At 60.7% G+C, this 13,847-nt stretch carries 12 protein-coding genes; 8 read left to right on the top strand and 4 right to left on the bottom strand.

All coding sequences use genetic code 11. The annotated features are described in order from the left end of the window. Positions 1–20: 20 nt before the first annotated feature. Positions 21–1,349, bottom strand: a complete 1,329-nt coding sequence (locus AC4BCN_RS00930; protein WP_490492357.1) for a serine hydrolase domain-containing protein — start codon at positions 1,347–1,349, stop codon at positions 21–23. 226 nt (positions 1,350–1,575) lie between these two features. Here AC4BCN_RS00930 and AC4BCN_RS00925 point away from each other — a divergent pair, with 226 nt between their 5' ends. Then, positions 1,576–2,316 carry a GntR family transcriptional regulator gene (locus AC4BCN_RS00925; RefSeq protein ID WP_034752424.1) on the top strand — a complete coding sequence of 247 codons (741 nt, stop codon included), beginning with the start codon at positions 1,576–1,578 and terminating at the stop codon, positions 2,314–2,316. A 2-nt stretch (positions 2,317–2,318) separates the two neighbouring features. Here the strand turns inward: AC4BCN_RS00925 and AC4BCN_RS00920 are convergent, their stop codons facing one another. Next, entirely contained in the window at positions 2,319–3,464 is a 1,146-nt protein-coding gene (locus AC4BCN_RS00920; RefSeq protein ID WP_490492356.1) for a nuclear transport factor 2 family protein, read from the bottom strand. A 128-nt stretch (positions 3,465–3,592) separates the two neighbouring features. Beyond that, positions 3,593–4,717 carry a helix-turn-helix transcriptional regulator gene (locus AC4BCN_RS00915; protein ID WP_490492355.1) on the bottom strand — a complete coding sequence of 375 codons (1,125 nt, stop codon included), beginning with the start codon at positions 4,715–4,717 and terminating at the stop codon, positions 3,593–3,595. Positions 4,718–4,838: 121 nt separating this feature from the next. Between AC4BCN_RS00915 and AC4BCN_RS00910 the strand changes: the two genes are divergently transcribed. From AC4BCN_RS00910 to AC4BCN_RS00880, 7 genes are all read left to right on the top strand, one after another. Next, positions 4,839–5,720, top strand: coding sequence for an N-acetylmuramic acid 6-phosphate etherase (locus AC4BCN_RS00910; RefSeq protein WP_072456195.1), 882 nt, complete (start codon positions 4,839–4,841; stop codon positions 5,718–5,720). 45 nt (positions 5,721–5,765) lie between these two features. Continuing rightward, on the top strand, positions 5,766–7,076 hold the full coding sequence (locus AC4BCN_RS00905) for an MFS transporter (protein ID WP_128140631.1): 1,311 nt from the start codon (positions 5,766–5,768) through the stop codon (positions 7,074–7,076). Positions 7,077–7,167: 91 nt separating this feature from the next. Then, the gene (locus AC4BCN_RS00900) at positions 7,168–8,829 is read left to right on the top strand and encodes a glycoside hydrolase family 10-like protein (protein ID WP_490492354.1); all 1,662 of its coding nucleotides are present in this window, start codon (positions 7,168–7,170) and stop codon (positions 8,827–8,829) included. A gap of 123 nt (positions 8,830–8,952) precedes the next feature. Then, positions 8,953–9,903, top strand: coding sequence for an N-acetylglucosamine kinase (locus AC4BCN_RS00895; RefSeq protein ID WP_490492353.1), 951 nt, complete (start codon positions 8,953–8,955; stop codon positions 9,901–9,903). Continuing rightward, positions 9,900–10,700: an N-acetylmuramoyl-L-alanine amidase gene (locus AC4BCN_RS00890; RefSeq protein ID WP_139092156.1), complete on the top strand. Its 801-nt coding sequence runs from the start codon at positions 9,900–9,902 to the stop codon at positions 10,698–10,700. The genes AC4BCN_RS00895 and AC4BCN_RS00890 overlap by 4 nt, the downstream gene beginning before the upstream one ends. Positions 10,701–10,783: 83 nt before the next feature. After that, entirely contained in the window at positions 10,784–11,686 is a 903-nt protein-coding gene (locus AC4BCN_RS00885; protein ID WP_490492352.1) for a LysR family transcriptional regulator, read from the top strand. Then, positions 11,686–12,300, top strand: a complete 615-nt coding sequence (locus tag AC4BCN_RS00880) for a M15 family metallopeptidase (RefSeq protein ID WP_490492351.1) — start codon at positions 11,686–11,688, stop codon at positions 12,298–12,300. The genes AC4BCN_RS00885 and AC4BCN_RS00880 overlap by 1 nt, the downstream gene beginning before the upstream one ends. Here the strand turns inward: AC4BCN_RS00880 and AC4BCN_RS00875 are convergent, their stop codons facing one another. After that, the gene (locus AC4BCN_RS00875) at positions 12,301–13,680 is read right to left on the bottom strand and encodes a sodium-dependent transporter (RefSeq protein WP_490492350.1); all 1,380 of its coding nucleotides are present in this window, start codon (positions 13,678–13,680) and stop codon (positions 12,301–12,303) included. Positions 13,681–13,847 lie beyond the last annotated feature (167 nt).

Raw genomic sequence — 13,847 nt, 5'->3', positions numbered from 1 at the left:
ACTTTCAGGAATGCACCATTTCAATGCAAGGACTGATTGTTATCCATCGCACCATGGTATAGCGCGGTGAGTATCCGTTCCTCGCTGCGCCCCATGGCGGAATACGTGCCCGGATACTGCTCGGGATCGCTGCCCGTGCCGCCCACCAGCATCACCATGCCGTTTTTGTTCTGGAAATCGAGCACGAAGGCGGAGACGAGGCCATACGCGTCGCCCAAATGGCCCACGGCCGTGAAGCTGGCGCCTTCGACGAGGCCGTTGCCCTGCCCCGCCACCGCATCGAACTGCTGGTTGCCCAGGCCCCAGGCGCGGTACAGGCCCCGCTCGCTGTCGCCATTGCTGGCGTCGGGCGCCAGCTGCCATTGGCGGCCAAACATCAGGGCGATGCTGGCCGGCTGTAACAGTTGCTGATGTTGATAGCGGCCGCCGTCGAGCAGCATCTGCATGACCTTGCCCAGTCCCGCCGCGGAAATGCGCAAGCCGCCCGTGGGACTGAAGACAGTGGCGTTGCTGCCGATCACATAATTGGCCAGGCCAGACGGCGGGCGCTGCTGAAAATCGTCGGCTTGCGCGATCCATGGCCCTTGCGGCTGCCACACTTCCGTCTCGAGCGTGCGCTTGCGGTACAGGGTGGCCGTGTTCGCCACGTCTTCCGTAGAAAATGCGGCCGGGTTGTAGCCGCCGCGCACGTCGAGGGGATCGAGCAGCAAGCGCCGCATCAGCAAGTCGAAGCGCTCGCCCGTGACTTTTTCCATCACCGTGCCGATCACGCCCCAGTTCAGGTTGGCGTACGTAAAATAGCGGCCCGGCGCGGCGTTTGCTTCCCACATGCTGTCGCCGCCGGCCGTAAACACGTCGCGCAGGCTGCGTTCCGGCCCCCAGGAATAGCCGCCCGCGTCGCGCAGCGAGGAGGTATGGCTGAGCAGGCTGCGCAAGGTCAACGGTTGTTGGGGGAAATGCGGGTTGCGCAGGGAAAAGCCCAGATAGATGCTGACGTCCTGGTCCAGGCTCAGCTTGCCCTGCTCGACCAGCCGCATCAGGCCCAGGGTGGTCATCATCTTCGAAACCGAGGCGATGCGGAACAGGGTGGCCGGCGTCACGGGCAAGCTGTTCGCCGGCGTGGCCCCGATGTGCCGGTAGCCAAATTGTTGCTCATACGACACTTTGCCGTGGCGTATGGCCAGCACGGACAGGCTGGCCAGCGGGTGGGCCGCATCATCGACGATGGCCGATAGCGTGGCATCGAGCGCGCGCTGCTGGTCCTTGCCGCCACCGGGCGGGGCGGCCAGTGCGCTCCAGGTCGTGCCCAGCAGCAGTAAGCCCAGCAAACCCGTCATTTTATTGTGCATGTTTCCCTGTTCACGGCGTAGTGGAGGCATCGCCAGCATAGGGCGGGATGCTTCACGACGCCAATGAAAATTGCTTATTTATCTATAATGCAAAGCTATACGTACGGTAAAACATTGTTTTTTTAAGTGTATAACCGTTATTTATGGCCATTTTCCATTTATTCATGGGTGGACGGGCTACGCACAAGCGCCATCGCTATTACACTAGGAGGATAAGGAGAACTGTATGAGCCAGACCAGCGTAGAACTCAAGGTCGATTTAAATGACAATTCGCCTTTATATATGCAGATCGCCCGCAAGCTGAGCGATGACGTACGCAACGGCCGCTACCAGGTAGACCAGGCCCTGCCATCCGAACGTACCCTGTCCGAACTGCTTGACGTATCGCGCGTGACTGCCCGCAAGGCCATCGACCAGCTTGTCGAGCAAGGTCTCGTCGTGCGCCGCCGCGGTTCGGGCAACTATATTGCCCCGCGCATCGAGCAGCCGCTGTCGAACCTGTCGAGCTTTTCCGAGCAGCTGCAGCAGCGCGGCTACCGCCCCGGCTCGCGCTGGCTCAAGCGTGAAGTCGTCATCGCCAGCAGCGATGAACAGCTGAGCCTGGGCCTGGCGCAGAACACGAAAGTGGCGCGCCTCGAGCGCTTGCGCCTGGCCGACGACGTGGTGATGGCGTATGAAGTGAGCGTGCTGCCCTTCAGCGTGGTGCCGGACCCGGACGCCATGGGCGATTCGCTGTATGAATACTTGAGCAGCATCAAGAAGGCCCCCGTGCGCGCCTTGCAGCACATCCGCGCCATGAATGCGACGGACGTGCTGGCCAAGCAACTGGGTATCCCCGATGGCCAGGCCGTGCTGTTCATCACGCGCATCGCCTACCTGGAGACGGGCGAAGCGGTGGAACTCACGCATTCGTATTGCCGCAGCGACCATTACGACTTTGTGGCGGAAATGCGCCGCGCGCCATAAGCTTACTGCTCGATCAGGCGGATCATGGATTCCGCCACGCCGACGGACGACTCCCAGCTCATGCCGGTCACCAGCCGGCCATCGACCTCGACGTGGCTCTGTCCGCTGGCGCCGTGCCTGAATATGCCGCCCTGGCGCTTGATGCTGCCTTCCGCCGAAAAGGGATAGGCTTTGTATACCGGCGATTCCTTGTTGAGAAACGCATCGGGGAACGAGGTGAGCACCTTGCCCTGGATGAGGAAAGTACCGTCGCTGAGCTTCAGGTTCTTGATGCCCTCGGTGCCATGGCAGATGGCCGCGATCACCCCGCCCTGCTGTTCGTAGATACGCAAGGCGATGTCCTGCAGCGGCTTGTTGTCCGGGATGCCGACGATGGCCGCGCCGCCGCCGACGAAAGCCATGCCCGCATACTCGTCTGCCCTGACTTCGGCGACGGGTTTGGTATGGGCCAGTGCCCACATGAAATCACTGTCGTACAGATACTTCTTGAGCAACTCGTCCGAGGTGACGATCATTTCCAGGGGAACGGCGCCACCCTCGGGACTGACGAAGTCGACCGCGTACCCTGCTTTGCGAAATGCATCATAGGTATAGGCAAGCTCGGGAAAATTATTGCCTGCGTTAACTTTTGTGCCGGGATATTGATGCACATTCGACACGACCAGCAGCACCTTGCGTGCGTGGCGCGCCGCTTGCTCGCGATGGGCCGACTTGCTGACGATCTTCCAGTTGCCGGCGATCTTTTTCAAAAGGAAGACATCCACATAGCGGACTCCTTGTGCGGGAATGTGGATCTCGGCCTTGGCGGTGGCCACCTTGCCGTTCATATCCACCTTGATCAGCCGCCCGTGGCGTCCATTGAATTGCCCTTTTTTCTCATCGGCAAAAAGTTTGGCGTATTCGGGACCGCTCAACTCCCATTCCGCATCGTCTTTGCCGTCCAGGTAAAGGCGGGCGCTGGCATGGAAGGCTTGCTTGATGTCGCTCTGCACGTTGAAGCTGGTGCCATGCAGATACAAGCGTACGGTTTCCTGGATGGCATGTTCGTCCTGCTCCGCGGTGGCGGCGGTGCTGACGGCGGTGATGCCAAGCAAGCAACAGGCGAGTACGGTTCGCACTAAAAACTGGATCATGGTTTTACCCTGCATGAAGAATTTCGTTTATCGGAGCAACGACTATTTCAGATCGCTGGTGGTCGATAATTTAGCGAAGTGCAGGGGGATTTGATGTCGCCAAACAGGATGTCAGACTCCGGAATGGCGATTCCGGAGGGGTTTTACGCGGAAACGGCCCTGACGGCCTGGCCGGATTGGGCCCGGAAGCTGGCGGGAGTCTGTCCAGCCACTTTCTTGAAGGTCGAGTAGAAGGTGGAACTGGAATTGAACCCGCAGCGTTCGGCAACGGTATCCATGTTCAGTTGTGGCTCACCCGTCAACACCTGTTTCGCCTCGGCGATGCGGTATTCGTTGACGTAGGTGTTGAAACTCTTGCCCAGCTTGTCATTGAGTACCTGCGATACCTGCGCCTGCGTGCATCCCGCCCGCTTGGCCAGTTGGGCCAGGGTCAGATTCGGATTCAGATAGGATTGTTGTCCGGTCATCTGTTGTTCCAGCGCAGCGAGCACGGCAAGCGCATCGTCGTGCGTCAGGCGGCTATGCTGGTACTTCTGTTTTGGCTCGGCAGGCGTCGAGGTTTCTTTTCTCAGCAGAAAAACCATGACCGCGACATGCAGCGAGAAGGTGAACGACAAGGCACCGACGATATAGGACGTGAACGGCGTGCTCGCGTACGCCGCCAGCATGACACAGCTGCCTGCAAAGACGCTCAGCAGGAGCACGTTGCTGGTCGCCATCCGCTGTCCGTCGTTCAACCATGCACGGCGGCTTTGCCAGAGCAGCCTGGCGGCCGCCAGCAGGTAGCATAGCCAGAACACATGAATGGCATGACTCGACAGGTTCCACACAGAACGATACGCGGCATATGGAAAGGCAACGCCAATGCCTATCAACAGGAAGGACAGGCCGAGATGCCAACGCCATTGTTGTCCAGCAGGCAATTGTCCGAGCCCGGCCAGAAAAGAGCGCACATAGAGATAGGTCAAGGGACCGATCAGCAGGCAGGCCGAAAGGCCCAGCTGGCGGAATTCGAGTGCGATCGCCGGGTTGAAGAAGAGGAAGGCGGATTTGGCGGTGCGCACCCCGACGGCCAGCAGCAATGCGCCGAGCATGCAGTCGGCGAGGCAGCGAGGCCGGCGGCTGAAAAAATAGACGGCCAGAAAAATGCCGTTGATGGCGCCAAGGGCGCTAAACAGGAACAGCAATTGGCGAGCGATCATGGGGATGTCGTTGATGTTGGCGTCGAAGCCAAGTATAGACACAAACGGGAGCGTATCGAAGTACAAGTAATACGCCCACGTGCCTGCACCAGCCATAAACTCCCGTTATGCCCGCCCGCCAACCTTTCATGGCTGATATTGCTCGTTGGTATTAAACTGGTTTCACCTTCAACCATGTTCTGAAATCATGTTGAAAACTGAAACCCCGAGCCGGCGGCATCCGGATCTGGACCTGTATCCGGTGGAGCAACTGGTGGCGGCGCTGGTCGATGACCAGTTCTGGGCTGTCGAGGCCGTGCGGCTGGCGTCGCCCGACATCGCTGCCGCCATCACGGCCGCCCTGCCCCGCATCGCGGCCGGTGGACGGCTGCTGTACGTGGGTGCGGGCACGTCCGGCCGGCTGGGTGTGCTCGACAGCGTTGAACTCAATCCCACGTTTTCCTGGCCGCCCGAGCGGGCCGTCGCCATCCTGGCCGGCGGCGCGGGCGCCATGTTTACGGCCGTCGAAGGCGCGGAAGACGATTTGCAGCAAGGCGAGGCGGATTTACTGGCCTTGCAACCGCAAGCAAATGATGTCGTGATCCTGCTGGCCGCCTCCGGCGCCACGCCGTATGTGCTGGGCGCCTTGCTGGCCGCGCGCCAGGCGGGCGCCTTGACGATAGGCATCGCGAACAATGTGGATGCCCCCGTGGCGCACGAGGCGCAATGCGGCATCGTGCTCGACACGGGTACGGAAGTCATATCCGGCAGCACGCGCCTGAAAGCGGGTACGGCGCAAAAAATCACCTTGAACACGATTTCCAGCGCGCTGATGGTCGGTTTGCACAAAACTTACGGAAACTTGATGGTAGACTTGAAGCCGACCAACGCCAAGCTGATCTGGCGGGCGGTGCGTCTGACCATGCACGCCACTGGCGCCAGCGAAGTGCAGGCCAGAACCGTGCTGGAGCAGTGCCACTATCACGTCAAGGTGGCGATTGTTGCCTTGATCAAAAAAATCAACACAAACCAGGCACAGGCATTGTTGGCCGGCGCGAACGGCAGTGTGCGGGCGGCACTGGCGGCGTGATCCGATGGCGCGGCATTCTTCTGTCTGGGAGACAAAGAAGGATGTATGGAGCTAGTGAAACAAACCGCCCCGGCGCGCGCAAATAAGCCGTCAAATAAGCCGTGGCTGTGGATCCCTTCCCTGTATTTCGGCCAGGGTATCCCCTATGTAGTGGTCATGACCTTGTCCGTGATCATGTACAAGAACTATGGTTTCAGTAATACCGATATCGCGCTGTACACGAGCTGGTTGTACTTGCCATGGGTCATCAAGCCGCTGTGGTCGCCCTTCATCGATATGTACCGCACCAAGCGTTTCTGGATCGTCGGCTTGCAGCTGGTGATCGGCGCCGCGCTGGCGCTGGTGGCCCTGACGACCTCCTTGCCGCACTTTTTCCAGATCAGCCTGGCCATCTTCTGGCTGATGGCTTTCAGTTCCGCCACGCATGACATTGCCGCCGATGGCTTTTATATGCTGGGCCTGGAAGAGCATCAGCAGGCGGCCTTCGTCGGCGTGCGCAGCACTTTCTATCGCCTGGCGATGATCGCTGGCCAGGGCGGCCTCGTGTATCTGGCCGGCTATTTGACGCATGCGACGGGCAATGTGCAACTGGCCTGGTCCGTCGTGTTTGCGATTTTGGCGGGCCTGTTCATCGCCCTCTTCCTGTACCACTATTTTGTCTTGCCGAAACCGAAGGACGACCGCCCCAGCATCCAGGGCGCCGGTGTTTCTCCCTTGCAGGAATTCATCGCCACTTTTGCCTCCTTCTTCAAGAAGAAGGATATTGTCGTCATCCTGGGCTTTTTGCTGCTGTTCCGCCTCGGCGAAGCGCAACTGCTCAAATTGGCCGCGCCTTTCCTGCTCGACCCCGTCGCCAAGGGCGGCCTGGGCCTCAGCACGGAACAGGTGGGACTCGTCTATGGCACCATCGGCGTGATCGCCCTGACCCTGGGCGGCTTGCTGGGAGGATTCATCATTTCCCGCTTCGGCTTGAAACGCTGTTTGTGGATCATGGTGCTGTCCGTTCACCTGCCCGACCTGGTCTTTGTCTACCTGGCCACCGCCTTGCCCAGCAGCATTTATGTGATCGCCGGTGGCATTGCGTTGGAGCAATTTGGCTATGGTTTCGGTTTCGCGTCCTATATGTTGTACATGATCATGGTCTCCGATGGCGCGCATAAAACGGCCCATTACGCGATTTGCACGGGTTTCATGGCCCTGGGCATGATGTTGCCGGGCATGGCCAGCGGCTGGATCCAGCAAATGCTCGGCTACCAGCACTTCTTCATCTGGGTCTGCATCGCCACCATTCCTGCTTTCATCATGGCCGCGCTGGTCAAGATCGATCCCGAATTCGGCAAGAAGGCCGAGGCCTGATTCTTTTGAACCGTGCGCCCGCATGGATGGCGGGCGCACAGTAAAATGCCCGCACCGATAGACCTGCGCTTCACCACTGCAAGGAATTGTTTTGTTGTCTACTTTTAAAAAACGCCTGAGCGCCAGCGCCGGCGTATTGGCCGCGCTGGCCACCGCCACATTGCTCAGCAGCTGTACCAGCACCAGGATCCCCTCCGCAGTGACGCCGGGCGCAGCGGGCTTGCCAGCCGTGCCGCCCGTGCAGCACATCACGGGCGAAGTGCCGCCACCGGCGCCGCGCGAATTCCGCGCCGCCTGGGTCTCGACAGTGGCCAATATCGACTGGCCCAGCCGCAGCAATTTGCCTGTCGCCAAGCAGCAAGCGGAAGCGCTGGCCATCCTCGACCGTGCCAAGTCCCTGAATCTGAACGCGATTGTGCTGCAAGTGCGCCCTAGCGCCGACACGATTTACCCGTCGCAGCTGGAGCCGTGGTCGGAATACCTGACCGGCAAGCAAGGCCAGCCGCCATTGCCCCTGTATGACCCGCTGGCCTTCTGGGTAGCCCAGGCGCATGCGCGCGGCCTGGAATTGCATGCCTGGTTCAATCCCTACCGTGCCCGTCACGCGACGGCCAAGTCGCCGCTGGCACGCGACAGCTTCGCGTCCACCAACCCGGCGTCCGTCAAGCAATACGGTCGCTACCTGTGGATGGACCCGGGCGACGCCGCCGCCTCCAAGCACACGACGGACGTGGTGCTCGACGTGGTGCGCCGCTACGATATCGACGGCGTGCACATCGACGATTACTTTTATCCATACCCGATCGACGCGCCTGGCGCCGGCGCTGGCGCTGAAACAGCCGCGCTGGACGCGGGCAATGGCGGTGCCAAGCGCGAACTGCCGTTTCCCGATGAGCCTTCCTGGCAGCAATATCTGCTGGCCGGCGGCCAGCTGGACCGCGCTTCCTGGCGTCGCCAGAACGTCAACCAGCTGATCGAGGCTTTGTATACAGGCATCCACCGCGAAAAGAGCTGGGTGCGCTTTGGCATCAGCCCGTTCGGCATCGGCCGTCCGGACCGCCGCCCTGCCGGCATCGTCGGCTTCAGCCAGTACGATAAATTGTATGCGGACGCGGAATTGTGGCTGGCCAAGGGCTGGCTCGATTATCTGTCGCCGCAGCTGTACTGGCCCGTGGCGCAGGCGCCGCAAGCGTTTGGCGTGCTGCTCGACTACTGGCTGGCGCAAAACCCGTATGGCCGCCATGTGTGGCCTGGCCTGTACACGAGCCGCATCGACAATTCCGCCAAGTCCTTCACGCCGCAAGAGATCATCAAGCAGATCGAAGTGACGCGCACGCGCCCCGGCGCGAATGGACAAGTGCATTTCAGCATGGTGCCCCTGATGCAGAACCGCAAGGGTGTCAGCGAGCAACTCAAGGCGACCGTGTATCAAAGCCCTGCCCTGATTCCCGCCACGCCATGGCTGGGCAAGGAAGCACCGGGTACGCCCGTGCTGGCCTTGCGTCGCGATTCCACCAGCCTGAACATCAAATTGACGGCGGGCGGCGGCAAACCCGTGGCGCAGTACGCCGTCTGGGCCCGCTACGGCGAAGACTGGCGTTTTACCGTGGTCACGGGTGTGCAAGGCGAGCTCACCCTGGTCGACGATGCCATTGGTAAAGTCAATGCTGTGGTGGTCAGCGCCGTGGACCGCCTCGGCAATGAAAGCCCCCGCGTCACCGTGCGCGCACCGTTTACGGTCGCCGCCAAGTAATTTTGACGCTTTCTCGCTAGTCCATAACCTGCAGGCATGAAACATGCGCAAGCTTTCATGCCTGCAAGCTCCGCTTGGCTTTACACTCATGCCATGATTTCCTTCTCTGCAATCAATACTGACATGGCCGTGCTTGGGCTGGGCATCGACGCAGGCGGCACGCAGACGCGCTGGGCTTTGGCCGGCGCGGATGGCGCCATCATGGCGGACGGCGCCGTGGAAGGCTTGTCTGCCTTGCAAATGAGCAGTGATGCGGGCCGCACAGCCGTGCACGCCACGTTTGCGAAATTGTCTCAGGCTGTGCTGGCCGTTGGCCAGCCGCGCGCCGTGGTGGCGGGCTTGACGGGTTTTGGCGGCGACGATGTGGCGCTGGCGCACATGCTGGCGGAGTTGCTGGCGCTGGATGCCGGCGACGTCCGCTTGGGTAACGATATCGACATCGCCTATCGCGACAGTTTTGAACCAGGCGAAGGTTATCTGGTCTACGCTGGCACAGGGTCGATTGCCGCCTGGATCGATGCGGATGGCGTGTTTCACCGCGCAGGCGGGCGCGGCGTGCTGCTCGACGATGGCGGCGGCGGTTACTGGATCGCGCGCGAAGCCTTGCGCCACATCTGGCGCCGCGAAGACGAGGCGCCCGGCAGCTGGCAAGCGTCGCCCATGGCCGAAGCCGTGTTTGCGCAACTGGGCGGCAGCGACTGGTCGCTGTCGCGCGCCTTCATGTATGGCCAGGACCGGGGCGCCATCGGCCGGCTGGCGCTGGCCGTGGCCGCCAGTGCCGACGCCGACCCGCTGGCGCTGGACATCTTGCAGCGTGCGGGACAGGAGCTGGCGCGATTGGCCCTGGCACTGGTCTCGCGCCATGGTCCGCGTCCCGTGGTGCTGGCCGGCCGCGCGGCGCAATTGCACCCTGCCATCGCATCAGCCATGCGCGCCGCTTTGCCTGTATCGTTGACGATGGAACAGAAAGTTGCCCGTCCACATGACGCAGCAGCCAGGATAGCCGTCAAGGCGGCGGTCAAGACACAGGCCAATACTGAACATTTTATTAACCCCAACATGGATATTTCATGAAAAAAATCGCCCTCGCCCTGCTGGTGGCCCTGCTCTCCGCCTGTACCACGCCCGCACCGCACCTCGACCACAGCTTGAGCGCGCGCAGCCAGAGCCCGCGCGTCAAATTCATCGTCATCCATTACACGGTCAGCGACCTGCCCCGCTCGATCAAGATCCTGACGGAACAAGTGGTCAGCAGCCATTATTTGCTGACGGACACGGACAAGCCGAAGTTTTACGTGCTGGTCGACGAATCGCGCCAGGCCAATCACGCGGGTGTGAGTAACTGGAAGACTTATACACAGTTGAATGTCAGCTCGATCGGCATCGAGATCGTCAACCCCGGCTACAAGGACACGCCGGAAGGCCGGCTCTGGTATCCGTTTCCCCAGGCACAGATCGATGAGCTGATTCCACTGTTGAAAGATATCCAGGCCCGCTACAACATCGCGCCGGAAAATATCCTCGGCCATAACGAGATTGCGCCGCAGCGCAAGCAGGACCCGGGTCCGTTGTTTCCATGGCGCCAGCTGGCCGATGCCGGCCTGATCGTCTGGCCCGATGCGAACCGTGTTGCCGCGCAGCGCCTTATTTTTGAGCAGCAAGTACCGGACGCCGTCTGGTTTCAGAAAAAGCTGGCCCAGCACGGCTATGCGACGCCGAATACGGGCGTTTTCGATGAAGCGACGCGCAATGTACTGATCGCCTTCCAGATGAAATACCGCAACACCTTATTCGACGGCACGCCCGACGGAGAAACGGCGGCCCTGCTGGAAGTGCTGACGACGCCGGCGCCAGCTGTTGTTGCAAAGTAGCATAGCCGTTCCAGCCCATGACTTTTTCTTATATGCTGAACGTTGACGGCCCAGGCGGCCACGGCAAGGTAAAGGAATAGCTCATGCGGCTGCGTCATATCGAAGTGTTTCACGCCATCATGCAAGTTGGCACCATCAGCGGCGCCGCCCAGGTGCTGCATATCTCGCAACCGGCCGTAACCAAGGTCTTGCAGCATTGCGAGTTGCAACTGGGCATGCCGCTGTTCGAGCGCGTGCGGGGCAAGCTGTACCCGAAACCCGAGGCGCACCGTTTGTTTGTCGAGACGGAAAAGCTCAACCGCGATTTGTTGGGCATCCGCCGCTTGGCGGCCAGCCTGAAGGGCCATGCGGTGGAAACCATCCGCCTGGTCTCCACGCCGACGATCGCCATCAGCGTCTTGCCGTTTGCCATGACGGAGTGGCGGCGCGACTTTCCCCACACGCGTTGCCAGCTGGCCACCCATCACACGGGGGAGATCGTCAATACCTTGCGCCTCGGTGAAGCGGACCTGGCCGTATCGCTGCAAGACCCGCGCCATCCGGGCATCGTGGCCGAACCGATCGCGCAGGGCGTCATGACGGTGATCGCGCCGGCCGGCACCTGGCGCGCGGCCGATTGCGGCACCCCGTTGACGGCGCATGGCCTGAACGGCGAGCTGATCGGCTATACGGACAACGATCCGCTAGGCGAATTGGTGATCGCCGCTTGCGAGGCGCAGGATATCCACCCCGTGTTTTCTACCGTGGTGCAGACTTATCAAATCGCCCGTTCCCTTGTGGAAGCGGGCGCCGGCATGGCCGTGGTCGATCCGTTTACGGCTGCGTCCGGTTCGCCCGAACGCTTGCAGCGCCGTCCCTGGGCGCCGACGATACCGATCCAACTGTATTTATTGACGGCGAGCCACTCGCCGCTGTCGCATGGCGCGCGGCGCCTGGCCGACAGCATCGGTGTGGCGGCGCGTAATTGCCTGGAAAGAGGAGTCTGATGTCTGTTGCAAGTTTGCAATTGGAAGCGGTCGGCAGCGATCCACAATTTCGCCACCTGAGCAGCATCGCCGGCATCGCCGTCGACTTGCGCTATGCCACGCCCGACAATTTCGTCGGCCGCGACTTATACAGCCCCATCGATTGCGCCTGGCTGCACCGTGATGCGGCAGTGGCGCTGGAGAAAGCCGTGGCGTGGCTGGGCGAACGGCGGCCCGATCATCATCTGCTGGTGCTCGACGCCCTGCGCCCGCAGCGGGTGCAGCAGCAACTGTGGGATGCGCTGCAGGGAACAGAGTTGCTCGGCTATATCGCGGAACCGTCGCGCGGCTCGATCCACTCGTTTGGCATGGCGCTCGACATCACCATCGTCGGGCCGGACGGGCAGGAACTGGACATGGGCACGGGTTTTGATGACCTAAGTGAGCGCTCGCATCCGGCACTGGAACTGGTGATGCTGGAAAGGGGAGAAATTACGGAGCAGCAAGTGGACAATCGCCGATTGTTGCGCGAGGCCATGTTCCAGGCGGGCTTCTTTGGCATCAACAGCGAATGGTGGCATTTCGATTGCGGCGACCGGGTGCTGGTGCGCCAGACCTACACCCGGGTACTCTGATTAAAAGACTTTCAAACCCTTCAGCATCACGATCAGGATCAGCACGGGCGAGATAAAGCGCAGCAGGAACAGCAGCACATGTGCCAGTTGCCTGTTCTGCAACTGGCCGTGATTGCTGATCGCATCGATGAAATGCTGCTTGCCCCAGGCCCAGCCTGTAAACAAGGCAATCGCTATGCCGCCCACGGGCAGGAAGATATTCGACGAGACAAAGTCGAACAGATCAAACATATTCAAATCAAACAGCTTGAAGTCCGCCAGGGTGCTGTTACTGAGCGCGCATACGGAACCGAGCACGGCCAGCAGCAGCATGGTCACGACCGTTGCCTTGGTGCGTGTCCAGCCAAAGCGTTCATGGAAAATCACCACGGGCACTTCCATCAGCGACAGCATCGCCCCCGTGGCGGCGACGGCGGCGAGGATAAAGAACACCACCATCAGGACTTGCCCCATGGGGATTTGCGAAAACACGGCCGGAATGGTGATGAACACCAGCGACGGTCCCGCACTGGGTGCGAAGCCAAATGTGAACACGGCGGGGAAGATGGCGATGCCGGCCAGCATCGATACACCGAGGTCGGCCGCCATCACGCGCAAGGTCGTGACGGGGATATTCTGGTCGTCGCGGAAATAGCTGCCGTAGGTCATCATCGTGCCCATGCCGACAGACAATTTAAAGAAAGCCAGGCCCATGGCTGTCAGCACGACGGAGGCCGTCAGCTTGGAAAAGTCAGGACGGAACAGGAAGGCCAGGCCTTCGCCCGCCTTATCGAGCGACAGGCTGACCGCACAGAGCAGCAGGAGTAACAGGAACAGCAGCGGCATGAGTTTTTTGGCGATCGCCTCGATACCCTTGGTTACGCCCAGCATCAATATGCCGCCGATAAACAGCAGCACGCCCCATTGCCACAACAGCGATTGGAGGGGATTGCTGATCAGGGAGGCGAAGGCCGCTTCCGTCACCAGCTTGTCGCTGCTGAGGATGGAGCCATCGATGGCCTTGGCAATATAGGCAAATACCCAGCCCACCACTTCCGAATAGAACGCGACGATCAGGAAGGCGGCGATCATGCCGATGAAGCCGACCAGCCACCAGGGTTTGCCCTTCGGTGCCAGCTGCTCCATGGTCGAGATGGGATTGACCTTGGCCCGGCGTCCCAGGGTGATTTCCGCGATCATCACGGGCAGTCCCACTAATAAGGTAGCGAGTAAATAAATGAGCAGGAAGCCGGCGCCGCCATTGGCGCCTGTCAGATAGGGGAACTTCCAGATGTTGCCGAGACCGACTGCGGAACCGAGGGTGGCGGCGAGCACGCCAAAGCCAGTGGTAAAGCCAGCCCGTTTCAGGGTCAGGCCTGATCCTTGAGCTTGTTGTTTCATGGTGAATCTTCTATGGTGGGACGCGAATTTGCGCTGAGGGGGCGAAATTGTAGCAGTTGACCGCAAATACCCGGGAAAAGCCTTGCTACTCCCGGGGCGCTTTGCTATAGTTCGCCTCCCCAATGAGACGCAGTCACTGCGGTAGTTGAGGATCACCGGAAACGGCG

The sequence above is a fragment of the Janthinobacterium sp. Bl 1 genome (assembly GCF_058215535.1).
The sequence above is the reverse complement of the archived record's forward strand: the minus strand, read 5'-3'. Positions and strand labels throughout refer to the sequence as shown.

Excerpts from the sequence above, each read along its gene's own strand:
- AC4BCN_RS00885 (WP_490492352.1), top strand. The coding sequence starts at position 10,784 with ATGCGGCTGCGTCATATCGAAGTGTTTCACGCCATCATGCAAGTTGGC.
- AC4BCN_RS00905 (WP_128140631.1), top strand. The coding sequence starts at position 5,766 with ATGGAGCTAGTGAAACAAACCGCCCCGGCGCGCGCAAATAAGCCGTCA.
- AC4BCN_RS00890 (WP_139092156.1), top strand. The coding sequence starts at position 9,900 with ATGAAAAAAATCGCCCTCGCCCTGCTGGTGGCCCTGCTCTCCGCCTGT.
- AC4BCN_RS00930 (WP_490492357.1), bottom strand. The coding sequence starts at position 1,349 with ATGCACAATAAAATGACGGGTTTGCTGGGCTTACTGCTGCTGGGCACG.
- AC4BCN_RS00880 (WP_490492351.1), top strand. The coding sequence starts at position 11,686 with ATGTCTGTTGCAAGTTTGCAATTGGAAGCGGTCGGCAGCGATCCACAA.
- AC4BCN_RS00875 (WP_490492350.1), bottom strand. The coding sequence starts at position 13,680 with ATGAAACAACAAGCTCAAGGATCAGGCCTGACCCTGAAACGGGCTGGC.
- AC4BCN_RS00895 (WP_490492353.1), top strand. The coding sequence starts at position 8,953 with ATGGCCGTGCTTGGGCTGGGCATCGACGCAGGCGGCACGCAGACGCGC.
- AC4BCN_RS00910 (WP_072456195.1), top strand. The coding sequence starts at position 4,839 with ATGTTGAAAACTGAAACCCCGAGCCGGCGGCATCCGGATCTGGACCTG.
- AC4BCN_RS00920 (WP_490492356.1), bottom strand. The coding sequence starts at position 3,464 with ATGCAGGGTAAAACCATGATCCAGTTTTTAGTGCGAACCGTACTCGCC.
- AC4BCN_RS00925 (WP_034752424.1), top strand. The coding sequence starts at position 1,576 with ATGAGCCAGACCAGCGTAGAACTCAAGGTCGATTTAAATGACAATTCG.